The sequence below is a fragment of the Rufibacter tibetensis genome (assembly GCF_001310085.1).
Taxonomy (GTDB): domain Bacteria; phylum Bacteroidota; class Bacteroidia; order Cytophagales; family Hymenobacteraceae; genus Nibribacter; species Nibribacter tibetensis.
On the sequence record NZ_CP012643.1, the window covers coordinates 1,775,882 to 1,800,350 of the forward strand.

Genomic DNA, 24,469 nt, shown 5'->3' on the forward strand with positions numbered 1-24,469 from the left:
TGAGAAACACCTTCTTTTACTACTGCTCTTAGAACAAATTGCCACCTATGCTGCACCTCCAGAACTACATCAACGGTACTTTCCTAGCACCAGTATCCGGAGCCTATCTGCCCAATATCAATCCAGCCACCGGAGAGGTATACTCGCAAATTCCTGATTCTGATGAGCGTGATGTGCAGGCAGCAGTGGAAGCAGCGCAGGCAGCGTTTCCAGCATGGTCTGCGTTTTCTGCGGAGAAACGGGGCCGTTTTCTGATAAAGTTGTCAGAACTGATTGACCAGAACTTAGAACGCCTGGCCAAAGCGGAGACCACCGACAACGGCAAACCGCTTTCGCTCTCCAGAACCGTTGACATTCCTAGGGCCAGCAGCAACCTGTATTTCTTCGGGACAGGCGTGCAACACTTCGCCTCAGAGGCCCATTCCATGGAAGGTGTGGCGGTGAACTATACGGTGCGTAAACCTTTAGGCGTGGTGGCCTGTATTTCCCCGTGGAACCTTCCGCTGTATCTCTTCACCTGGAAGATTGCCCCCGCCCTGGCTGCCGGGAACTGCGTGGTGGCTAAACCTTCGGAGATCACGCCGTACACTGCCCATCTACTAGCTGAACTTTGTGTAGAAGCAGGTTTACCCGCGGGGGTACTGAACATCGTGCACGGTACCGGTCCAAAAGCAGGAGCTGCCATGTGCGAGCACCCCGAGGTCAAGGCCATCTCTTTCACTGGCGGCACCCAAACTGGCAAAACTATCGCGCGCACGGCTGCGCCGATGTTCAAGAAATTGTCCCTGGAACTGGGCGGCAAGAACGCCACTGTCATCTTCGCAGATTGTGATTTCGAGAAAACGGTGAGCACCGCCTTGCAGGCTGCCTTTGCGAACCAAGGACAGATCTGCCTCTGCGGCTCACGCATTCTGGTGGAGCGCCCGCTGTATGACCGTTTCAAGGCTGCTTTTTTGGAAAGAGTCAAAAATCTGACCGTAGGCGATCCGATGGAGGAAGGCTCCCGGATGGGCGCGCTTGTTTCAGAGGTGCATCTACAAAAAGTGCAGAACTACATCGCTTTGGCGCAGGAAGAAGGTGGCACGCTGCTCACCGGCGGCGAACGGGTGTACATGAAAGGACGCTGTGCCAACGGCTACTTCCTGCAACCCACCGTTTTTGAAGGCCTTCCCCACACCTGCCGCACCAACACCGAGGAAATCTTCGGACCGGTAGTCACGTTGATGCCGTTTGATACTGAGGAAGAGGCCCTCACCTATGCTAATTACACGCAATATGGGTTAGCGGCCTCCGTTTGGACGCAAGACCTCACCCGTGCCCACCGGGTGGCGCATCAACTGCAATCGGGTATTGTATGGGTTAATACCTGGTTGCTTCGGGATTTGCGTACCCCGTTTGGCGGCACCAAACAAAGTGGCGTGGGTCGTGAAGGCGGCTGGGAAGCCCTGCGCTTTTTCACCGATCCGCAGAATGTGTGCATCAAGCTATAGCTTGTTTAAAGGCTACTTTCTGCAAATCTGGCCTAAAACGAACGTTTTTAAGCCTGCTCCCTATCCAAAATAAATGCCTAATTTTAAGGCTACGAACTATCAAACAAACCGAATGAGACATACAATGAACCGCTGGTTTATAGCGGCTTCCTGCCTGGTGCTGGGCATGGCCGCCCAGGCCCAGCAGAAACGAGACTTTGATTTAGACGACATTTTTAGGAAAGGCACGTTCCAGGCCCGCTCGGTGTACGGAGTGAACTGGATGCGGAACGGCCAATTCTACTCTTCGCAGGTAGCCGATCAGGCGAACCAGGCCGTGGACATTGTGCAGGTAGACGTAACCACTGGTCAGCCGGTGAGCACTATCATTGAGGGCGAGGCCATCAAAGTGGACGGCAAAACCCTGGAATACGATGATTACAGCTTCAGCACCGATGAGACTAAAATCTTGTTCGAGACGGAGCACGAGCCGATTTACCGCCGCAGCAGCAAAGGCCATTTCTACGTGTATGACCGCGCCAGCAAGAAGCTTCAGAAACTAAGCCAGGGCGGAAAACAGTCATATGCTACCTTCTCACCGGACAACAAGTATGTGGCTTTCGTGCGGGACAACAATCTGTTCTACGTAGACCTGGCCACCATGCAGGAGCGCCAGATCACCAATGACGGCAAGTGGAACTTCATCATCAACGGCGGCACCGACTGGGTGTACGAAGAGGAATTCGGCTTCGCGCAGGCCTTCTTCTGGTCGCCGCAGGGAAACCAGATCGCGTTTTACAAATTTGATGAGAGCCAGGTACCGGAGTACAACATGCAAATGTGGGGCCCGCTGTACCCGCAGGATTACAAATTCAAGTACCCGAAGGCCGGGGAGAAAAACGCCACCGTAGCCATCTACACCTTCGACCTGAATTCCGGCAAAACCACGAAGATGGAAACTGGTACCGAAGCCGATCAGTACATCCCGCGTATTAACTGGACCAACACGCCTAATCTGTTATCCATCCGCCGCATGAACCGTTTGCAGAACACGCTGGAGATTCTGCACGCCAACACGCAGACCGGCCAGAGCAAAGTGGTTCTGAAAGAAACCGACAAAGCCTACATTGACATCACCGATGATTTGACTTACCTGGCCAACGGCAAGCAGTTTGTGCACAGCTCAGAGAAAGATGGTTTCAACCACCTGTACCTGTATGACATGAATGGCAAGCTGGTGCGCCAAATCACGAAGGGTAAGTGGGAAGTAAGCAGTTTCTATGGCGTAGATGAAAAAAATGACCTGGTATACTTCACCTCCACCGAGATTTCGCCGCTGGAGCGCCATTTATACAGCATTGGGCTGAACGGTAAAAACAAGAAAAGCCTCACGCCTGCTCGTGGTACGCACACCATTAACCTGAGCCGTGATTTCAAATACTTCTTGGACTACTACTCCACTATTACTACTCCAACAGTGGTGAGTCTGCACACCTCAGACGGCAAGCAAATCAAGGTACTGGAGAGCAACGAGAACCTGAAGAACACCTTGGCCGCTCACAACATGCCTAAGCCGGAGTTCTTCCAATTCAAGACCTCTGAGAACGTGACGCTGAACGGCTACACCATCAAGCCTACAGACTTTGATGCAAGCAAAAAGTACCCGGTGCTGATGTTCCTGTACGGCGGTCCGGGTAGCCAGGAAGTAGTAAACAGCTGGAGAGGCCGAAACTACTTATGGCACAGCTACCTGGCCAAACAAGGCTACATTATTGCCGTGATTGACAACCGGGGTACCGGCGGACGCGGAGCAGATTTCAAGAAAATGACCTACGGCAACCTAGGCCATTACGAGACCATCGATCAGATTGAAGGCGCGAAACACCTGGGCAGCCTGCCGTACGTAGACAAAAGCCGTATCGGGATTTGGGGCTGGAGCTTTGGGGGCTACATGAGCTCACTGGCCATCACCAAAGGCGCCGATGTGTTCAAAGCCGCTATAGCAGTAGCTCCGGTGATCAACTGGCGTTTCTACGACACCATCTACACTGAGCGTTTCCTGAAACTGCCGCAGGACAACGCCAAAGGCTACGATGAGAACTCCCCTATCACCCACGCGAACAAACTGCGCGGCAAGTACCTGCTCATCCACGGCACCGGCGATGATAACGTGCACTTCCAGAACTCCATTGAGATGACGAATGCGCTGGTAAAAGCCAACATTCCGTTTGAGAGCGCCTACTACCCTAACCGGAACCACGGCATCAGCGGCGGCAACACCAGCATCCACCTGTTCACTAAGATGACTGAGTTCGTGCTGCGTAATTTGTAGTCTGCACTCCCAACTGAATAGAAAACGCCAGCCTTTTTGAAGGGCTGGCGTTTTTTTATCTACTAGACATTACTGTTTCAAGCTTCATTTCAGGGAATGGGTGCAAAACAGCTTATATAGCTACGCTGGCGCGAGCCTCCGGCTTGTGTCCGCACACATGCCGGATGGCTCTTTCCTCATTTTAAAATTCAAGCATTCTAGCCTATTAAGCTCCCCTCTTCTGTCATCTTGGAAAGATCTTGTGGACGAACCAGAAAAGCATTGATTCACCACCATTACTGTAACCCCCAAGGTCCTTTCAGGATGACAAATGTGAATATGAAGATTGCCCTCAGACATGCGTGTGGACACGAGCCGGAGGCTCGCGCCAGCGAAGGCACGTAAACTAAGAAAGTCCCGGAAGTAAATAGCGAAATACCTTTCAATTGTTTCTATCCTCTGAAACTAGCTCGTTGTAGTCGGTCATTGATAGCTCGACCTAACCCCTGCTCAGGCATCCATTCAGCTAAAATCACATCTACTGGTTGCTGATCTAGAGCACGAAGGGCAGAGAAAAGATTACGGGCAGCTTCGCTTAAGTTACCGGAAGCAGAGAGTTGGATTTGCTGCTCACGTGAAACTTCAGGAAATACCTGCTGCAAAGAAATGATGCCTACCCGGGCAGAATCTGTTTTCAGCAGGTTTTCGGCAATATTGCCTAAAAGCACCTTTTTACGGGGCGAGTAATGGCTGCTGAGCATGCCAGGGGCAGCAGGGTTGGAAGATGAGGTTTTCACCTGTGCTTTGGAGATTTGAACTACTTCCTCTAGTTCTTCCAAAGCCAATCCGCCTAACCGAAGCACCTCCACTTCATTTCCATTTATTCTAATGATCGTAGACTCTATCCCGACGGCACAATCTCCGCCATTTAAGATATAAGGAATTCTTTCTCCTAACTGATCCTGCACATGCTGGGCAGTAGTGGGGCTCACATACCCAAATGGGTTGGCACTAGGCGCAGCTACCGGGAAAGGCAACTGCCTCAGCAAGTCTAATGTGAGCGGATGATTAGGGATTCGCACCCCAACTGAATCATGGCCGGAGGTAACTAATAGCGGCACCTGCTCGGCTTTGGGTAAAATGAGCGTTAAAGGACCAGGCCAGAACCGTTCGGCCAACAAATAAGCGGCGTCCGGCACTTCCTGCACAATATTGCTGATCTCAGAAACAGAATGGGTGTGTACGATGAGCGGATCAAAGGCGGGCCGGTTCTTGGCCTCAAATATTTTCACCACGGCGGCCTCATCATAGGCATTGGCTGCAAGGCCATACACGGTTTCTGTGGGAATGGCGACTAATTCGCCTTGCGTTAAATATGCTGCGGCTTTCTGTAAATCTATGCCGATATCTGCCATGTCTGTAGAATGATTCCGCAAAGCTACTACGGTTCTCCTTCACATACACCTACTTGAGGGAAAGCCTACGGTGTTTTCAGATTATTTTTCTGTAAAGAGCCAAAAACAAGAAGCCCTGCGGCAAGGCAGGGCTTCTTGTTTACTTTTCTTGTAAGTTGATTTCTTAAACTGTCTCTTTCTGGTAAAGCTTAGCTAAGGTAGCCACCGCATAGTCAATCTCTTCAATGGTATTGTACTTACTAAAAGAGAAACGCACATTTCCACGCTCCATATCTGAACCAATGGCGCGCAGGACATGAGAACCCAAGTCTACCCCACTGGTACAGGCACTCCCGCCAGAGGCTGATATCTTGTTGATGTCCAGGTTAAAAAGCAACATCTCGTTCATCTCAGACACAGGCAAGCTCACGTTCAAAACCGTGTAAAGGCTTTTATCTGCTTCTGCTGAAAGGCCATTGAACTGCACGTCTTCTATCTGCTCGCGCAGTTGAGCAATCATTCTATCTTTCAGGCTTTGGATATGCTGGCGATGCTCATCCATGTCGCGGAACGCAATCTCCATGGCCTTTGCCAAGCCAATGATGCCGTACACGTTTTCTGTTCCACCTCGCATGTTCCGCTCCTGAGACCCACCTTGGATTAACGGATGTATCTTGATGGATGAATCTACATAGATAAAACCCACGCCTTTAGGTCCGTGAAATTTATGTGCCGAGCCCACCAGAAAATTCAGACCTAAAGCTTGCACATCATGGCGGTAATGCCCTATGGTCTGCACTGTGTCTGAGTGGAAAACCGCATCATACTTCTTGCAAATGTCTGCAATCGCCTGGATGTTATTCAGGTTGCCCAACTCATTGTTGGCATGCATGATTGACACAAAGGTGCGAGGCTGTGACGCCAGTGTGATTTCCAGGTGTTCCAGGTCAAGTACACCATTGGCATCCACCCGTAACATGGTCAACTCCACCTCTCCGTTTTTCTCCAGTACTTCCAGCGAGTGCAACACTGCATGGTGCTCCAGCGGAGAGGAGACCGCGTGCTTGATGCCCAGACTACGTACCGAACATATTATGGCTAGATTATCCGCTTCAGTACCGCCAGAAGTAAAAAAAACCTCAGAAGGAGACGCGTTGATTAAACCTGCCACTGTTTTACGGGCGCCTTCAATGGCAGCCCGTACCTGCCTGCCGTGGGCGTGTATAGATGATGGATTTCCGTAGTGCTCCAACATGAAGGGAGCCATTACTTCAAAAACTTCTTTATCTAGGGGCGTAGTCGCCGCATTATCTAAATATACACGCATGACAAATCTTACTTTTTACAACAACAGCAGGTGAAACAGGTACGGTTCATAGGAAGGTTTCCTGGAGAGACGTTATGAATGACTTTTATTAAGTATTACTCAGATTTGGCTGAGATGATTTCTTTGATATCGCCAATGATCTTATTAGCTAAATGGTCTGCCGTTGAAAGGCTGTCAGACTCAGCATAGATTCTTATGATTGGCTCTGTATTAGATTTACGTAAGTGTACCCACTCCTTATTAAACTCGATCTTCACTCCGTCAATAGTATTGATTGGTTGCTTCACATAGTGCTTCTGCACTTTAGAAAGCACAGCATCAACATCAATTTCTTTAGTAAGCTCAATCTTATTTTTGGAGATGTGGTAATTAGGGTACTTAGCGCGCAAACGAGACATTCTCAAGCCTGATTTAGCTAAATGAGACAAAAACAGGGCAATTCCCACTAAGGCATCACGGCCGTAATGCAGTTCTGGATAGATGATACCTCCGTTGCCTTCGCCACCTATGATGGCGTTCTGTTCCTTCATCATGTTCACTACGTTCACCTCGCCAACAGCAGAGGCAAAGTACTGCCCACCCGCTTTCTCAGTTACGTCACGCAAGGCGCGGGTAGAAGAAAGGTTTGAAACGGTATTTCCTACCTGGTGCTGCAACACGTAATCAGCTACGGCCACCAAGGTGTATTCTTCCCCAAACATGCTGCCGTCTTCGTTGATCAAGGCCAAGCGGTCTACATCTGGGTCTACCACTATGCCTAAATCAAATTTGCCTTTTTCCATAAGGCGGGAGATTTCACCCAGGTTCTCGGGCAATGGCTCTGGATTATGTGCGAAGTTTCCGGTTGGGTCACAGTGAAGTCTCTCTATTTGCTCTACCCCTAAAGCTTCCAGCAGCATGGGCACGGCAATTCCTCCGCTTGAGTTGACGGCGTCTACCACCACTTTAAAGCCTTTGGCTTTGATGGCCTCTACGTCAACAAGAGGCAGGTCCAACACGGCTTTGATGTGTTTCTTTAGAAACTTATCGCTTTGGGTGTATTTCCCTAGTTTGGTTACTTCAGCAAACTTAAAGGCCTCCTGTTCAGCTAACTCTAATACCAACTTTCCTTCAGCATCATTGATGAATTCGCCGTGCTGGTTCAGGAGCTTAAGAGCGTTCCATTGTTTAGGGTTGTGGCTGGCGGTGAGAATGATACCTCCGCCAGCTTTTTTAGCAGGAACCGCCATCTCTACCGTTGGGGTAGTTGACAGGCCTAAATCAATGACATTGATCCCTAAACCCTGAAGGGTTGCGGCCACTAATCTATTAACCATCTCGCCAGACAAGCGGGCGTCACGGCCAATAACTATTGTATTGTTATTGGTGGTTTGCAGAACCCAAGTCCCGAAAGCTGCCGCAAATTTCACTACATCTACCGGCGTTAGGGCCTCTCCCACTTCTCCCCCAATAGTACCTCTTATTCCTGATATTGATTTTATAAGTGCCACTGATTCCTATTTTTGAACAAGCAAAAGTAGTAAAATTGAACTGAATCAACACAAAAACGGAGACAAAGGAATGCTTACGTTTCTTTAAAATATTTTATTCCTCCTTTGAATTCATGGCCTAGCACCAAACCCACCTTATTTTAGGACAAGAAAGCTGTTATTGAAAAGAAGCAAAAAAGGTGCTTTGATAGGTGCAACCACAAGTTCTCTGCTTTCTAAATCTTCCACCAGAAACCTTTGTCTTAGCTTGGTTCTGCTGTGTTTTTGTAAAACTGGCCTAAAACCAACAGCCAGTATTTTTGCTTTCTTCTTCTACTCCAGTAAAGACAACCTTTTACTATCTGGTTTCGTTGTCTTGGTACTTTCTAAGCACCAACCCTTTTATACCAGTGCCATTGGTTGCCCATTAAAGGCTGAAGAAAAAAATATATTTTTTTGAATAAGGATTTATGGAATCCGGAAAACACATGCATCATAGTAGAAAATAAATCGTTCTTCGCTGCGACAAGGTCCAGGCTGGAACGTAACCTGTTTTATGCTTGCTTTTTCTAAAACAGCAGAAAAACAGGTTGGCCCTAAGCACCAATGCAGAAAAGTTTACGGTTTGTTGTGTTACTAAAACGTTAAGAAACTATGCATACCTCCTGATTTCCTAACAATACGTTTATCTTTGCTAAATGGAAAACCCTGTAGTACCCGCTTACTCGCGCCAGGCCCAGTTAGATGCTTTTAACCGTTTACTGGATGTTTTAGATGATTTGCGGGAGAAATGCCCTTGGGACAGGAAACAAACCATGGAAACTTTGCGGCACCTCACCATTGAGGAAACCTACGAGCTTTCAGAGGCCATTCTAACCCAGGACATGCCTGAAATCAAAAAAGAGTTAGGTGATGTATTACTGCATTTGGTTTTCTACGCAAAGATTGCTTCAGAGAAAGGTGAATTTGACATTGCTGAGGTCCTGAATGCCCAGTGCGATAAACTGATCTTCAGACATCCGCATATTTACGGAGACACCAAGGCCGAAACAGAAGAAGAGGTAAAACAGAACTGGGAAAGCTTAAAGCTGAAAGAAGGCAATAAGTCAGTGCTGGAAGGCGTTCCTTCGTCGCTCCCTTCCATGGTGAAAGCTATGCGGATTCAAGAGAAGGCCCGCGGTGTTGGTTTTGACTGGGATGAACCATCAAAGGTCTGGGAGAAAGTAGAAGAAGAACTGGCCGAATTCAAAGCTGAATTTGACAAGCCTACTCTAAGCAATGAAGACAAAGCCAAAGCCACTGATGAGTTGGGCGATGTTTTCTTTTCCCTGATCAACTTTGCCCGCTTCCTGGACCTTAACCCTGAAGAAGCATTAGCAAGAACGAACCAGAAGTTCATCAAGCGGTTCCAGTACCTTGAAAAGGCAGCTTCTGCCCAGGGAAAAAGACTTAGCGAAATGACTTTAGCAGAAATGGACGTCTATTGGAATGAAGCCAAGACCTAACGCGAGTCTACTACCTAAATTGCAAAATTTCAAATAATTGATAATTTGATTGTACTTTTTGGATAAATTTTCGAGCATAATTTGATATTTTGCGTTTAAATCCCTAGGCTTGTATCTAGGTTGCTCCTAAACTGAAGCAATTCTGTTTCTCAAATAACCTGATTGATGGAATTATTCATGTCAAAAGAGCATTTAACTTTTTAACAACCAATTCATTATTAACAACTAACACAGTAACACAAACAACTAAACCTAAATTTTTAGAAACAATGGAAAAAAAGAGTGCACCTGCATCTGCAACTACAAAACCAGCACAAAAAAATGAAGGCAAAGCAGGCTCAATGTTTGCAAGCATCGTAATTCCGGTGGCCATTATTGCTGCTGTTCTTATTTATCTGTTTATCCTTGGTAATCCAGCCAACTTTGAGGGCGGAGACAATGCTAATCACCCCCTACCAGGTAACTATCTTGGCCAGGTATACAAAGGAGGTTTCATTGTGCCTATCTTAATTTCCATCAACATTCTGGTAGTCGCTTTCTCAATTGAGCGTTTCTTGACCATCAGCAAAGCGAAAGGTGGTAAAGGCCTTGAGTCTTTCGTGAGAAGCGTACGTCAGAAAATGAATGCCAACGATATTAATGGCGCTATTGCTGTTTGCGACCAACAAAAAGGTTCTGTAGGTAACGTAGTAAAAGCTGGCTTACTGAAATATCAAGAAATGCACAATGAGCATGGTATGACGAAAGATCAGCGTATCCTGGCTATCCAGAAGGAAATTGAAGAAGCAACTGCTCTTGAATTGCCAATCCTAGAGAAAAACTTGGTAATCATCTCAACTATCGCCTCTATCTCTACTCTGGTAGGTCTGATTGGAACGGTACTAGGTATGATTAAAGCGTTCGCGGCTCTTGCAACTGCAAGTGGTGCTCCTGACGCTACCCAGCTGGCAAACGGTATCTCTGAGGCTTTGATTAACACGGCTCTTGGTATTACAGGTTCTGCAATCGCCATTGTTGCTTACAACTACTTCACAAGCAAAATTGATGAGTTGACTTACAGCATTGATGAGGCTTCTTACAGCATCATTCAAACGTATGCTGCTCAGCACACTGAAAACAACAGAACTATCTAATTTAAGCTTCTAGCTTAGAAGGAAAAGCAAATGCCTAAAGTTAAAATACACAGAACTTCCCCCTCCCTGGACATGACGCCCATGGTGGACCTGGCATTCCTTCTGGTAACGTTCTTCATGCTTATCTCGAAGTTCGCGCCAGAGGAAGTGCTGGTAGTGGATACGCCTTCTGCCACCTCAGAAATCAAAGCTCCTGACGCCAATATTATCACCATTAGTATTGGTAATGACGAACGGGTTTTCTTTGGGGTAGACGACAAAAACACTAAATTAAGACTGATAGACAAAATCAGCGAGAAATACGGAGTTGCCTTCACAGACACAGAAAAGCAGACATTTTCTACTTTAGCGTCTTTCGGAGTTCCTATCAATCAGCTTAAGTCTTATCTGTCTATGAACCCCGAGGCTATGAAAAAGGTGAATCAGCCAGGTATTCCAATTGATTCTACAAGAAATGAGTTAGGAGACTGGGTACAATTGGCCCGTTACTCCAACCCTCAGTCTATTGTAGCTATCAAAGGAGACGGCAAGGCAGGTTACCCAATAGCTGGTCGTGTGATTGAGATCTTGCAAGAAAAGAACGTGAACCGTTTCAATCTTGTAACAGATATGGAAGTTAAACCTCGTAACCTATAACGAAAGGGAACCAACATGGCAGAAATACAGCAGTCCGGTGGTGACGATGGCGGTAAGAAACGGGCCAAGAAAGGCTCTACAAAAGTGGACATGACTCCGTTGGTGGACCTTGGCTTCTTACTACTTACTTTCTTCGTTATGACCACAACGCTGGCAAAACCCCAGATCATGGAGATCAACATGCCAGTGAAGCCAAAGAACCAAGAAGAGCAATCTGAGATTAAAGCATCTAATGCTTTTACTGTCCTTTTGGGTTCTGATGATAGAATTTTCTATTATGCTGGCTTGCACCAACCTAGCCAGAACATTATACCAACCCTAGAGGAAACGGATTGGTCAGCGAAAGGAATCAGAAAAGTATTACTGGAGAAGAAATCAAATCCGAAACTGGTAGTATTGATTAAAGCTGATGAAACTTCTTCTTACAAGAACCTGGTAGACATTCTGGATGAAATGAGTATTTCGGGCACACAAAGATATGCCATTGTCGAGCTAGATAATGCAGATGCCACTTTACTTAGAAACGCACTGAAAGGAGGAGCGCAATAATGGACAACCAACGTTTAGCAACCGCCAGCCTTGATGATATGGTCTTTGAAGGCCGTAATAAAGAGTATGGCGCGTACATGCTTCGTAAGCTTTACACGAAGCATGTTAACCGGGCGATTGTTATTGCAATCATTCTTTTCGTTCTCTTCTTAAGTATTCCTTTGATTCAGTCAATGTTCAAGGATGAAGAAGAGGTCGTGAAGGCTCCGGTAGTAAAAGTAGTGGACTTGGCAGCCCCACCTTCCGTTGAGAAGGTAGTGCCACCGCCGCCCCCACCACCAGATGCACCACCACCCCCACCACCTGTACGTTCAACCGTTAAGTTTACTCCTCCGGTAGTAAAGAAAGACGAAGAAGTACGGAAGGAAGAGATTCCGGACGTGAAGGAACTTCAGAAAACAGATGCTGGTACAGAAACGGTAAAAGGTGACCCAACAGCACCACCAACCCTGGAAGGCATTGAAAACGGAACTGGTCCTGCTGGTCCGGCTCAGGAAGTTTTTGAAGAGAAGGTTTACATTGCTGTAGAGAAAATGCCTGAGTTCCCTGGAGGACAAGCAGCCATGTTCAAATACCTTGGTGAGAAATTCAGAATTCCGTCTGCCGCTCAACGCGCTGGCGCTGAAGGAACAGTAGTACTTAGCTTCGTGGTAGGCCCTACTGGTGAAATCACTAACATTGAAGTAATGAAAGGCCTTGGTTATGGTCTTGATGAGGAAGCCGTAAGAGTGATCAAGGGTATGCCTAAATGGAGCCCAGGAGAGCAGAACGGCCGTAAAGTGTCTGTAAAATATACAGTACCTTACCGTATCGTGATCAAGTAACCAATCCCACACGTTCTTTAAAGTAAAAGCTCCGGAGACAGTCATTCTTAAAGAATGGGTTGTCTTCGGAGTTCTTTTTTACCTGAGTCCCTTATTAAACGTATTCTGTTAGAAGCCCTCATCAAATAGTAACACCATGAACTACTCAAGAAGACCCACGCGTGACCGCCAACAAAGTACCTATGGAAGTATCATGAAGTATGTTTCTTTACTTATGGTGCTTTTATACTTTGGCTTTGGTTTGTACGTTTTACTTTCCAATCCTCAACAAATACCGTTTCCTAAAGAATATAAATATATTCTAGGCGGACTGCTCCTTTTCTATGGAATTATTAGATTTGTGAGAGCGTATCAACAATATTTCAAAAAATCCAGACGATATGATGAAGATTAATCTTTTAACATTCTTGGCATCTGTAGGTGTAGCTCTAGCTACTTTTTCCTGCGGCCAGTCTGGAAGTGGCCCAGCAGACTCCCCTACTACTGGTTCTATCAAGATCAGTGTAGATGAGTCATTTGCCCCTATTATAGATGCACAAATACAGACCTTTCAAAGCATATACAAATATGCTAAGGTGCAGGCTGTGTATAAACCAGAGGTGCAGGTAGTGCAGGACTTGCTTACCGATACCGTTCGCTTTGCTATCATGGCCCGCCAATTAAATGCAGAGGAAAAAGCTGAATTTGCTAAACTGAAAATTACTCCCAGAGTTAATAAGATTGCTGTAGACGGTATTGCTCTTATCCTGAACAAGGAAAACACTGATACAACGCTTACCATGCAGCAGATACGCAGCATTTTTACGGGGAAAACAACCTCATGGAAGCAATTAGATCCTACTGCGGCAGACGGAAAGATTACCATTGTCTTTGATAACAGTAACTCTAGTACAGCACGATTTATTCTGGATTCAATCAATCAGAAACAACCTCTTCCTCCTAATACCTATGCTTCTACCTCCAACTCGAACTTGGTAGATTACGTAGCACAAAACAGGAATGCCATTGGTGTTATTGGCGTAAACTGGATTAGTGATCGCCATGATAGTACAGCTATAAGTTTCCTGAACAGGGTGAATGTAGTGGGAATCAGCGTGAAAGAGAACCCAACGTCTGAAGATGATTTCGTACAACCTTATCAAGGATACTTAGCACAAGGAACTTATCCGTTACGCAGAGAGGTTTTTATAATAAGTAAGGAGGCCCGTGCCGGACTTGGCACAGGTTTTGCATCCTTCATTACCGGTGACAAAGGGCAGAGAATTATTTTAAAATCTGGCTTAGTTCCTGCATCAATGCCTGTACGCATTGTAGGCTTTAGAGAATAATTTAAACTAGAATTTCACTCACACTAACAACCAAACCAATGATTAAGAACTGGAAAACGTATGGAGTTTTAGCGGCTGCTTTTTTCACTGCCGCTGGGGCCTCAGCACATAACAATGGGCTGCGTTCTGGTAAGATTGAAAATAAACTTTTAGTTATACAGTCCCCCCAGGAGCAAACAGAGTTTGCTTTTAGCGCAGTACAAGACAACTCGGCAGCCGGCTTAGTAAAACAAGGCAAAGCTGCATTAGAAGCTAACAAAACTGCCGAAGCCCAGCAACTTTTTGATAAGGCCTTGTCTATGACTAAAAACAAGGATAACAACATCAAAATCATGATTGGCGAAGCTTACGTGACCTCTGGTGTAAAAGATCTTTCTCAGGCTATTAAGGTGTTAGAGGAAGCAGTAAGCAAAGACACTAAAAATGCCAATGCTTACGTGCTTTTAGGCGATGCTTACCTGAATAACAAAACAGTTGATGGCGGTAAGGCAATGGCTAACTATGACAAAGCTATCGCTGCTAATAATAAGTTCGCTAAAGCGTATTTGCGCAAGGGACAATTGTACGTACAGTCTCGTAACTTCCCTCAGGCCAAAGAAGCGTTAGATGCCGCAGTAGCAGCTGATCCTAACTACGCTCCAACGTACCTTGAGCTAGCAGAACTGTATTACCGTGCAGAGCAATACCCTAAGAGCTCTGAGTACATCAAGAAGTATGTGTCTATGGCGGAAAACACGCCTGAGACTCGCGCTAAGTATGCTTCTATCTTGTACTTGACAAAGGATTACGCCAATGCTATGAATGAAATTCAGGCAGTATTGAAAGTAGATCCTAACAACATTGCAATGAACCGTTTGCTGGCATATAACTACTATGACACCAAACAGTACGATAAAGCGATGGAGGCAATGACTGCTTACTTCAACAAGTATGATGAGTCTAAGCGTATTCCTTCAGACTATGAGTACTATGCTAACATCCTTTCTGAAAACAACAAACCACAGGAAGCAGTAGCTCTCATTGAAAAGGCGAAACAGTTAGACCCTAAGAACCCGTTATATGATGATCTTTTGGCAAAGCAATACCTGAGCCTCAAGAACTATCCTAAAGCGATTGAAGCATATAAATCTAAATTTGCGACCACGCCTCCTAACAATACCGATCTATTCTACTATGGTTATGCACATGAGTTGAATGATGATTATAAAACGGCAGATAGCGTGTACGCAATCATCACTACAAAGAACCCTACCTACGCGTATGGTCACTTCTGGAGAGCCCGTGTAAATTATAGCTTAGACCCAGAGACGAAAGCTGGTTTGGCAAAACCCCACTATGAAGAATTCATTAAGTTGACATCTGGTGATAAAGAGAAGTATAAAAAAGATCTTATCACCGCAAACAACTATCTTGGCTATTACTATTATTTGAAAAAAGACAAAGCTAATGCCACCAAACATTGGCAGGAAGTAAAAGCACTGGATCCTACCAATGCTGATGCTGCTAATGGTTTGAATGGATTAAAAGCCATGAAATAAGCTTAAATAAAGGCATAAAAAAACTCCTCTTTATAGAGGAGTTTTTTTATGCCTTTATTCTTGAAAGTTTCCTATAACCAGTAGCAAAAACCTTCTTACTTAGAACCCAAACTGGTAAGACCAAATGAACTGTGCTATTCATTTGGTCTTACCAGTTTGGGTTAATTTCAGATAGATTTTGAAAAACAGGCTGGTAACAGAAACCAAATTAGAATTAAGGGCCATCAAAATATATAAATAAGTGGTAAGAAAATTTTTACTGACCCCACGATCAAGTTAAACATGTATTCTATCTTGAAGAACTTGGCCGTACTGTCGCCATCTTTCTAAACCAGCCTTAAAGTCATCTGGAAGATCGGATTCAAAGAAGATAAATTCACCAGTAGTAGGATGAGTAAACCCTAGAGACTTAGCATGAAGGGCTTGTCTGGGTAATGCATCAAAAGTGTTTTGAACAAAGGCTTTGTAAGAGCCTGTTTGCTGCCCTTTCACTATTTTATCTCCTCCGTAAGTACTGTCATTGAATAGAGGGTGACCTAAGTACTTCATATGAGCCCGTATCTGGTGGGTCCGTCCTGTCTCAAGGTTACATTTAACCAAGCTGCAGTAAGTGAAGCTTTCAAGGACTTCATAATGGGTAACAGCAGGTTTACCAAACTCCCCGTCGGGGTACACTGCCATTACTTTTCTATCCTTCAAGCTACGTCCTATATGGCCAATAATGGTTCCTTTCTGTAAATCTGGAACTCCCCATACAATGGCATAATAAGTTCGCTCAATAGAATGATCAAAAAACTGGCGAGCTAAGACTGCCATAGCTAATTCGGTCTTGGCAATCACCAACAAGCCCGAGGTGTCTTTATCAATCCTATGTACTAATCCAGGCCTTATTTCTCCATTTCTGGAAGTGGGAAGATTTTGGAGGTAATAAACCAATCCATTCACTAACGTGCCTGACCAATTGTTATACGCTGGGTGCACCACCATGCCAGCTGGTTTATTGATCATCATCAACTCCTCATCTTCATACATGATGTTCAAAGGAATATCCTCCGGCACTACATCCGTGTCTCTGGGCGGAGTAGCCAAGGTTACGGTAATAACGTCTAAAGGCTTGACTTTATAACTTGCCTTAGTGGCCTTACCATTTATCCTTACAGATTCTGCCTTGATAGCATCTTGCAGCTTGTTCCGCGTTACGTTGGGCAAACGATCCATCAGGAACTTATCAAGACGTAACAGCGCCTGGCCTTTATCAACCTGGATACGGTGGTGTTCAAATAATTCATCTGAATCAGCACCTGCCAAGTCCTCTAAATCATCTTCTCTGCCTTCAGGTAATTCCATGCGCTTTTGATGTGTTTTCCAAAATCTACCACAAAAATAAAGAGCCGGTAACGATATACGTCACCGGCTCTTTATAATAATCGAAGAATCTAAATCCTTATTTTTTCTTCTTAACAGGAGCAGAGTTTTGTACTGCTGGCTTAGGAGAAGTTCCTGCACCTGGAGTAGCAGCAGAAGCAGCTGGAGAACCCTTAGGAGCTGGAGTTACACCTAGGTCTTTCAAAACTAAATCAGTGAAGCTGTTTCCATCTTCTGGTCCGTATAACAAAGCCTCAGCGGTGAAGATGTGGGTATAACCATTCTCTTTCGCTACTTTGTCAATAGCCTTCTGGATCTTGTTCATTACAGGTTCTAATGCTGACTGCTCTTTTTTCTGCAAAGAAGCGTCTGCATTACGCTGAAACTCTTCAATGGATGACTGCAAGGTGGTCAACTCTTTTTCTCTATCAGCTCTAACCACATCTGTCATAGTAGGAGCACCTTTTTTATAAGCTTCTACTTTCTCCTGATAAGACTTGTACTTGTTCTGAAGCTCTTTCTCCAATTGGCTGCTGTGTGCTTTCAGGTCAGACTCAATTTGGCGGCTCTCGGGGAGTTGACTGATAATGTAATTAGCGTTGGTATAACCAACCTTTACGTTTCCTGTCTGTGCAAAAGAAGCCACACTTACCAGTAAAAAAGCGGCTACCAACAGAGATTTCAATTTGTTCATTTTAAGTTACTTAGTAGTTTGTTTAATTGTTTTTCTTTTTAACAGGTGCTGCTTGACGCTTAGGCGTAACCTTTTTAGTTGTTGGGGTAGCAGGAGTAACTTCTGCTGGCAATGGCGGCACATCTGCCGGATCTTCTTTCAAAGCATCTGCCGGACGGGCACCTGCTATATTCTGCTCTTTAGAGGCTAAACCTAACTCTTCTAATACAAACTCTGTATAATCATGCCGCGGATCCGTATAAAGCATCACCACATCACCAGATTTGTCAAACATAAAGTTTAAACCCCTTGCGCGGACAATCTTCTCAACTGCTTCAAATAATTGATCCTGGGCTGGTCTTATCAACTCCTGGCGTCTTTTAAACAAAGCACCTTCAAAGCCAAACATCTTACGCTGGAACTCTCTTAGCTCAGTGTCTTTACGGTTGAGTTCCTCCTGACGCTTCTTCTTCATATCAGGCGTTAAAAGAATCTCTTCAGCTTGATAACTCTTTTGAAGCTTTTCAAGTTCCGCACGCATACCCTCTATCTCCTTTTGCCATGTTTGGGAGAGTTTCTCTACCTCTGATTGGGCATTAGCATAGGCAGGCATTTTCTGTAAGATAAAACCAGAATCAATATAGCCAAAGCGCTGGGCATAGGCGTCCCTTCCAAAGAGTAGAAACAAACCCAATACTAAAAAGCACCCTACCTTTTTCATCATGTTTACCTTAACAAATTCTGTTCCAACAATTATCTGATCTGCTGGCCAATGATAAAGTGGAACTGACCTCCATTTGCTCCAGGTAAACCCGGAACGGTATCAAGTCCCCAACCATAGTCAAATCCAAGCAAACCAAAGGCTGCCATGAATACCCTGGCTCCTACCCCTACAGAACGATACAATTTAAATGGATCGTATTCACGATAGTTTCCAAAGTTATTACCTGCTTCTGCAAAACCAAGAACAAACACGGTAGCAGCGGGGTTCAAAGAAACAGGATAGCGTAGCTCCGCAACGTATTTGTTGAAAGCAATACCTCCAGCTCCGTTTGGAGTGATACTTTCGTCTTCATAGCCTCTCAAACCTATATAGTCAGTAGCCACAATAAAAGAACCTCCACCCAGGCCTGAACCACCTAGTTTAAATCGTTCAAACGGACCAATTTCTCCTTTAGAGCTGTAGGTTCCAATAAAGCCGAAGTGAGCCCGGGTGTTTAACACAAGCTTTCCATTACCACTTAGTGAATGGAACCAGGAAGCATCAAACATCCATTTGTGGAATTCAATCCATTGGAAGTTATTCACAGTACTCTTAAATAAAGAGTAAGGAGGGGTAAAGGTCACGTTCAGTCCTATGGAAGAACCAGAACGGGTATAGGTCGGGTTGTCAATGCTTGAGCGCGCGAAAGATGTAATGAAAGAAACGTTGTTTGCATCTCTAATCTTATCGGCCTCTGCATACCCCCGGAAAATGGTTGAGCCATTGCTCATGTTGTACCTGAAGTAAGAAAGAGAGTTACTCAGGGTAAAATAGTCATCTGGCCACCGTAATCTTCTACCAAGGTTTACACTCGCTCCAGAGATATCAATGAAGGATTCCTGAATCTGGCTAAACTCATCACGTTGGTTAAAGCGTTGGATAGACTTACTTAAACTTACCGTTAATGAGTTTGGTCTGCGACCACCTAACCAAGGCTCAGTGAAAGAAAGCGAGTAAGACTGGTACCTTTTACCATTAGCTTGGATATTCAAAGCCAGGCGTTGTCCGTCACCGGAAGGAACGGGTCTCCACTCTTTAAAGTTAGTTGCCTTGCGTAGAGAGAAGTTATTCAATACTAAACCTACCGTACCCACAGCACCAAGGCCACCGCCCCAACCACCGGATAAGGTAATCTGGTCATTTGGACGTTCCTCTACCGTATAGCGAATATCTACTGTTCCATTTTCAGGGTTTGGAACAGGCTCCATTCCAATTTTCTCCGGGTCAAAATATCCTAAATTGGAAAGTTCACGCTGAGAACGGATCAAAGCTGATCTACTGAAGTTCTGCCCTGGTAAGGTCCGTAACTCACGAAGAATCACATGGTCACTTGTCTTAGTGTTACCAGCCACGGTAATAGAGTTTACTGTAGCTTGGGAACCTTCACTAAGACGCATCTCAATGTCAATAGAATCACCTTCTACGGCAACCTCTACAGGTTCAATTTGGAAGAACAGGTAACCATCATCCATGTACAGAGAGGTGATGTCGTTTCCGCTAGGGTTATAGTTCAGACGCTTGTCCAACTCTTCCCTATTGTATACATCTCCTTTCTCTAAACCCAACACTCTGGCAAGCATAGCATCATCATACAGATAATTGCCGCTCCAAGTAATGTTCCGGTAGTAGTATCTTCTTCCTTCATCTACTACAATCTTGATTCCTATTCTGTCCTCTGACATTTTGTAGATAGAGTCAGAGACAATGACTGCATCACGGTAGCCTTCTTTGTTGTAGAAATCAATAAGAAGCTTTTTGTCTGCCTCGTACTCTGTTCTGTTGAACTTAGCTCCCGTGAAGACCTTATAGAATTTCTTTTCTTTGGTCTTTTTTAACTGGCGTTTCAGTTTTGTTTCAGAAAAACCCTCTTCCTCTTCCTTCCAGATACCAGATATTAAGCTACCTAAACCGCCCTTCACTTCATTGACAGGGTTAAGTCTTTCAATATCCAGTTCGCCAATGCGTACTTTCTCCCCTTTGTCTACTCTAATATCTAACGCAACACTGTTCGCGATAACAGAGTCTGGGGTTTGCCGGATAACTACTTGCGCGTTAAGGTAGCCTTTGTCCTGGAAAAATTTTTGAACAGTGGTACGGGTAGAATTGAGAAGAGCATCTGTAACAACTCTTCCTTTGTTAAGGGAAATTTGTTTCTGAAGGTCTTCCGCCTGCGCCTTTGTAGCACCGGTAAAATCGAACCGTGATAAACGAGGACGTTCGGTTAAAAAGAAATCAAGAAATATCTTATTCCCTTCAATTTTTGTAGCACGTACATCCACGCCACCCAAAATGCCTTGATCCCAAAGCTTTTGAATAGCGCTACTGATCGCATCACCAGGCACATCAATTTCATCGCCTACTTTCAACCCTGTCAGAGAAACTAACGTAGTAGGATCTAAGAACTTAGCACCACTTACTGTGATGCCACCAATTTCGTATTTTTTAGGATTAGCGTAATCAACAGAGGTTGCAGCGTTGCTGCCCACACCCAGTCTGATTTGCGCTGTGGCAGTTATACCAGACGTCACTAAGAGGCATAACAGCCAAAAGTACTTACTCATTAAGAATGTGCTTTTTGTAATTGTTCGCTTGTTTTCCCAAAACGGCGTTCCCGTGCCTGAAAAGCAAGTATGGCTTCGTATAGGTGTTCTTTTCTAAAATCTGGCCATAAAAGATCTGTAATGTACAGTTCTGTATAGGCTAGCTGCCAAAGCAAGAAATTACTGATTCTTTGCTCCCCACTTGTTCTGATTAACAGCTCTGGGTCTGGTATGCCTGCAGTAGTAAGTGCACCACTCACCAGAGCTTCAGTGATAGCTTCAGGCTCTAACTCTCCGGCCTTTACCTGAGCAGCCAATTTTTGTATCACATTCACCAATTCCCATCGTCCACTATAGCTCAAAGCCAAGACCAGTGTCATGCGGGTATTCTGACTTGTGATTTCGATGGCCTCTTCCAGCTGCTTTCTGCAAGCCTGTGGCAGTGCTGCCAAATCTCCTATGGACTGCAACCGGATGTTATTTTTGTTCAACGTCTCGGTCTCCTTCCGGATGGTGCTTACCAATAACTGCATGAGGGCATCCACTTCATACTTTGGCCTTGACCAATTTTCAGTGGAAAAAGCGTAGAGGGTTAAGTATTTAACACCCAGTTCAGCAGATGCTTCTACTGTTTCGCGAACGGCAGTAATAGCATTCTGGTGGCCAAAAATCCTAAGATTGCCCTTTTTCTTTGCCCATCTACCATTCCCGTCCATAATAACGGCAACATGTTGCGGCAAATTGCCTATATCTATCTTTTCCTTGAGGCTCATTAAAAAGAAATTTCAATGCAATTTAGGAAAAGCTCACCATATAATACTTATTTCTCGTAATGCTTCCCCATTTACCTCAACGGATGGGGCAATTGATTTTGTAAAAAGTATAGGAAACACTTACTCCATTGTAGAAGTAGAGGTCTCTGCTATTCGGATTCATTACCTGTTCGTTCTGCTCAACAAGATTATCAAACTTATCTGTGAAGAGAACTCTCACTCCAGCTTCAAAGCCTAAGTTCCAATGTTCAGATAAGGCATATTTAACGCCAGCTCCTACGGGAACCGCTAAAGCAAAGCGGGTTTTATATTTCTGCTCCTCGTCTGTGTTGGCAGGATAAATAATTGAAGGATTGATGGCAATGGTCTTATTATTGTAAACCAATCCTGCCGCACTTACTGTGAAATAGGGCGTCCATCGTAGATTACGCCTAAAATCATAGTAATCAAGGAAGTTGTAGTCTATACCTGCACTTAGCTCCAACACGCTTGTGGTTACATTGGCTCCTCTGTAGACAGACAAGGGCAAGTCATTGGCCAGACCAGAGTTTGTTCCCTCCTGATCTTCCGCACGCATTTTCCCTAGGAGTACCGCTGCTTTCCAGGCTAAAGAAGTAGATATGTCTTTTTTATAGAAGAGGGTCAAAGCAGGCCTGTTGCTTTTCAAGCGATATCTGGGAGCCACATCACCCTTGTACACCACTCCTCCTATGCCAATACCTATCTCACTAGTAGTTCTTGGCTGTCCCGTCTGTTGCTGCGCAGCGGCAGGTAATGCAAAAAAAACACTCCCTATTTGTACCAAAGTGCAAATAAGGAGTGTGCGTACTGTTTTTAAAATCATTTACTCAAAATCAAAGGTGTTTCCGGATTAACGGAATTTCGGTCCTCTTCTTGCAGGAGTTAGGATATAATTTAAAGAAAATCCTGTAGAGATGTACCAATCCTCATCTGAAGCATCTCCTCTTTGATCTCCTTTGGCACCATAACCGTTTATTCTGCTGTACCCATTCTCTGTAATGATAGGATAAGAGCCTGCTCTGGAATTATCAGCACTTCTGTCAGATAAGATGGCAGCAACGGTAGTTAAATCTCCTTTGTCTGCATAAGTAGTGCTCACATCATCCAAGTAATCTGTGAAGGTTTTACGCCAGGTGATTTCAAAACCAAGGTCCCAGTTTCTAGCCAACTTGTATTTCACACCTAAACCAAAAGGTATAGCAAACTGGACTTTTTTGTAGGGCTCTGGATAATCATTGTCATCCGCATATTGGCCTTCAGTTCCCAGAGGCTGCAATTCATACCAGCCGGCATCAACCCTTGCATCTCTGCCGTCATAATAAGCTTTAGGATTGTGATGGAATACAGCAACTCCTAAGAAGGCATAAGGTGTAAAGTCAGGACGACGCAAATATGTTCTGCGGTTCTGAAATAGGTCTACTACCCCTTGTACACTTAACTCTTTAATGTCATTTCTGAAGCTCAGATTACGTTTGAATCTTGGCTCATTTTCTGGCTCAGAAAAGTCAGCACTTTTACTGTCATCACCTGTGATTCTACCCCATGAAAGTGCAGCTCTACCAGAGATTCTTGGAGTGAATTTACGAGTAAAGTGAACAGATACACTTGGGCGGGTAGAGTTTAAACGTAAGCTGGTAAAGTCAGACTCAGGGGTAACGTCACCAAAGTAGTTCATGGCGTTCAAACTAATCCCAACACTATTGTAAAGATTTCTCCTACTAAACCGCTGGGCTTCTGCCTCGGGAGCAGCAGCCATAAAAAGAACAAACAAAATTAAAGAAGTAGAGAAAAATTTTTTCATGCCATCAACTATTACTGTATTACTTTTTGTATGCTAAATCGTGTATTGTCCTGCAACGGACAAAATTATACTTTTTTTTATTACTACAAACAAACAATAGGACTTTAATATATTTAAGTTTTACTTAACCATTCCGTTGGTCAAGCCCCCAATGCATCTTCGTTCTAAGCGTTGTTAAGAAATTTACCTGGTTTAATTTCACTAATCTGGCATTGAAATCCTCCCGCCTTACCGCTAGCTGAATTGAAGCATCAACTGGTTTAGACCTTGAATCCAAAGACACCAGATACCTTGTGCTTCTCCCCTCAATCTCAAAAGAAATTACACTTTTATCAGATACCACCAGAGGCCTCACATTTAAGTTATGCGGGCATACGGGGGATATCACAAAATTGTTTGTCTGTGGCATCATCACCGGACCACCACAAGAAAGTGAATATCCCGTAGATCCGGTAGGGGTTGCCACTATCAGGCCATCTGCCCAATAAGAATTCAGATACTCCCCGTCAATGTACGTATGCACCGCTATCATAGAAGAGGTATCACGCTTCACAATTGAAAACTCATTTAACCCGAAGTTCTTTCCGTCAAATACCTCCTGATCACTATCTAAGTGGATGAGAGACCGATCTTCTAAAGTAAAATGCCCCTTTAACAGAGAATCTACGGCAACATCTAACTGGGCATAAGGTACTGAAGCTAGAAACCCTAGCCGTCCCATGTTAATACCCATGATAGGAATTTGCAAAGCCCCCACATACGTCACCGCATCCAACAATGTACCATCACCGCCCAGACTCAACATGTAATTGACATCTTTGAGACTGGTTTCCCGGTCAAAGACATCAGCTTGGGATGGTATGTTGGCGAAAGGCGACAGTGATTCCACAAAATGATCTGCAACCGTCACTTGAATCCCTTGGCGGACCAAAATATCGAATAGCCGGCTTACAAAAGGAATCACTTCCTCTTTCACTGGTTTACCAACTATTGCTATTTTCATAGTCCGTCTTGCTCAAAGATAGTGCAAAGCATTCAATATCAGAACAA

At 44.8% G+C, this 24,469-nt stretch carries 21 protein-coding genes; 10 read left to right on the plus strand and 11 right to left on the minus strand.

Features of this window, described 5'->3' with window-relative positions; all coding sequences use genetic code 11:
* Window positions 1-47 precede the first annotated feature (47 nt).
* On the plus strand, window positions 48-1,490 hold the full coding sequence (locus DC20_RS06925) for an aldehyde dehydrogenase (protein WP_062543159.1): 1,443 nt from the start codon (window positions 48-50) through the stop codon (window positions 1,488-1,490).
* A gap of 112 nt (window positions 1,491-1,602) precedes the next feature.
* The gene (locus tag DC20_RS06930; RefSeq protein WP_245652313.1) at window positions 1,603-3,801 is read left to right on the plus strand and encodes a S9 family peptidase; all 2,199 of its coding nucleotides are present in this window, start codon (window positions 1,603-1,605) and stop codon (window positions 3,799-3,801) included.
* Between the two features lie 431 nt (window positions 3,802-4,232).
* Here DC20_RS06930 and DC20_RS06935 read toward each other — a convergent pair whose 3' ends face one another.
* The 3 genes from DC20_RS06935 to glmM form a co-directional block, all read right to left on the minus strand.
* On the minus strand, window positions 4,233-5,195 hold the full coding sequence (locus DC20_RS06935; protein WP_062543161.1) for an L-threonylcarbamoyladenylate synthase: 963 nt from the start codon (window positions 5,193-5,195) through the stop codon (window positions 4,233-4,235).
* Between the two features lie 163 nt (window positions 5,196-5,358).
* Window positions 5,359-6,501 carry a cysteine desulfurase family protein gene (locus tag DC20_RS06940; RefSeq protein ID WP_062543162.1) on the minus strand — a complete coding sequence of 381 codons (1,143 nt, stop codon included), beginning with the start codon at window positions 6,499-6,501 and terminating at the stop codon, window positions 5,359-5,361.
* 95 nt (window positions 6,502-6,596) lie between these two features.
* The gene (gene glmM, locus DC20_RS06945) at window positions 6,597-7,991 is read right to left on the minus strand and encodes a phosphoglucosamine mutase (protein ID WP_062543163.1); all 1,395 of its coding nucleotides are present in this window, start codon (window positions 7,989-7,991) and stop codon (window positions 6,597-6,599) included.
* 677 nt (window positions 7,992-8,668) lie between these two features.
* Here glmM and mazG point away from each other — a divergent pair.
* From mazG to DC20_RS06990, 8 genes are all read left to right on the plus strand, one after another.
* A complete protein-coding gene (gene mazG / locus DC20_RS06955; RefSeq protein ID WP_062543165.1) occupies window positions 8,669-9,475 on the plus strand; it encodes a nucleoside triphosphate pyrophosphohydrolase in 807 nt (268 codons plus the stop codon).
* A 269-nt stretch (window positions 9,476-9,744) separates the two neighbouring features.
* A complete protein-coding gene (locus tag DC20_RS06960; protein ID WP_062543166.1) occupies window positions 9,745-10,608 on the plus strand; it encodes a MotA/TolQ/ExbB proton channel family protein in 864 nt (287 codons plus the stop codon).
* Window positions 10,609-10,638: 30 nt separating this feature from the next.
* On the plus strand, window positions 10,639-11,244 hold the full coding sequence (locus DC20_RS06965; RefSeq protein ID WP_062543167.1) for an ExbD/TolR family protein: 606 nt from the start codon (window positions 10,639-10,641) through the stop codon (window positions 11,242-11,244).
* A gap of 15 nt (window positions 11,245-11,259) precedes the next feature.
* The gene (locus DC20_RS06970) at window positions 11,260-11,793 is read left to right on the plus strand and encodes an ExbD/TolR family protein (RefSeq protein ID WP_062543168.1); all 534 of its coding nucleotides are present in this window, start codon (window positions 11,260-11,262) and stop codon (window positions 11,791-11,793) included.
* Window positions 11,793-12,617, plus strand: coding sequence for an energy transducer TonB (locus DC20_RS06975; RefSeq protein ID WP_062543169.1), 825 nt, complete (start codon window positions 11,793-11,795; stop codon window positions 12,615-12,617). The genes DC20_RS06970 and DC20_RS06975 overlap by 1 nt, the downstream gene beginning before the upstream one ends.
* Window positions 12,618-12,753: 136 nt before the next feature.
* Window positions 12,754-13,011 (plus strand): hypothetical protein, encoded by a 258-nt coding sequence (locus tag DC20_RS23060; protein WP_169788170.1) that lies wholly within the window; start codon window positions 12,754-12,756, stop codon window positions 13,009-13,011.
* Entirely contained in the window at window positions 12,998-13,945 is a 948-nt protein-coding gene (locus tag DC20_RS06985) for a PstS family phosphate ABC transporter substrate-binding protein (RefSeq protein ID WP_071885395.1), read from the plus strand. Before DC20_RS23060 ends, DC20_RS06985 begins: the two co-directional genes overlap by 14 nt.
* A 38-nt stretch (window positions 13,946-13,983) precedes the next feature.
* Window positions 13,984-15,483 carry a tetratricopeptide repeat protein gene (locus DC20_RS06990; protein WP_062543171.1) on the plus strand — a complete coding sequence of 500 codons (1,500 nt, stop codon included), beginning with the start codon at window positions 13,984-13,986 and terminating at the stop codon, window positions 15,481-15,483.
* A 276-nt stretch (window positions 15,484-15,759) separates the two neighbouring features.
* Here the strand turns inward: DC20_RS06990 and DC20_RS06995 are convergent, their stop codons facing one another.
* The 8 genes from DC20_RS06995 to DC20_RS07030 form a co-directional block, all read right to left on the minus strand.
* Complete coding sequence (locus tag DC20_RS06995; RefSeq protein ID WP_062543172.1) at window positions 15,760-16,830, minus strand: RluA family pseudouridine synthase; 1,071 nt, start codon at window positions 16,828-16,830, stop codon at window positions 15,760-15,762.
* A 97-nt stretch (window positions 16,831-16,927) separates the two neighbouring features.
* Entirely contained in the window at window positions 16,928-17,542 is a 615-nt protein-coding gene (locus DC20_RS07000) for an OmpH family outer membrane protein (protein WP_062543173.1), read from the minus strand.
* Between the two features lie 22 nt (window positions 17,543-17,564).
* Entirely contained in the window at window positions 17,565-18,245 is a 681-nt protein-coding gene (locus tag DC20_RS07005; RefSeq protein WP_245652314.1) for an OmpH family outer membrane protein, read from the minus strand.
* 29 nt (window positions 18,246-18,274) lie between these two features.
* Window positions 18,275-20,845 (minus strand): outer membrane protein assembly factor BamA, encoded by a 2,571-nt coding sequence (bamA, locus tag DC20_RS07010; RefSeq protein WP_062543174.1) that lies wholly within the window; start codon window positions 20,843-20,845, stop codon window positions 18,275-18,277.
* A complete protein-coding gene (locus tag DC20_RS07015; protein WP_062543175.1) occupies window positions 20,845-21,597 on the minus strand; it encodes an isoprenyl transferase in 753 nt (250 codons plus the stop codon). The genes bamA and DC20_RS07015 overlap by 1 nt, the downstream gene beginning before the upstream one ends.
* A gap of 76 nt (window positions 21,598-21,673) precedes the next feature.
* Complete coding sequence (gene porG / locus DC20_RS07020) at window positions 21,674-22,402, minus strand: type IX secretion system protein PorG (RefSeq protein WP_062543176.1); 729 nt, start codon at window positions 22,400-22,402, stop codon at window positions 21,674-21,676.
* Window positions 22,403-22,468: 66 nt separating this feature from the next.
* Entirely contained in the window at window positions 22,469-23,419 is a 951-nt protein-coding gene (locus DC20_RS07025) for a DUF6089 family protein (RefSeq protein ID WP_062543177.1), read from the minus strand.
* A 124-nt stretch (window positions 23,420-23,543) separates the two neighbouring features.
* Window positions 23,544-24,422 carry an NAD kinase gene (locus tag DC20_RS07030; protein ID WP_062543178.1) on the minus strand — a complete coding sequence of 293 codons (879 nt, stop codon included), beginning with the start codon at window positions 24,420-24,422 and terminating at the stop codon, window positions 23,544-23,546.
* Window positions 24,423-24,469: the final 47 nt, after the last annotated feature.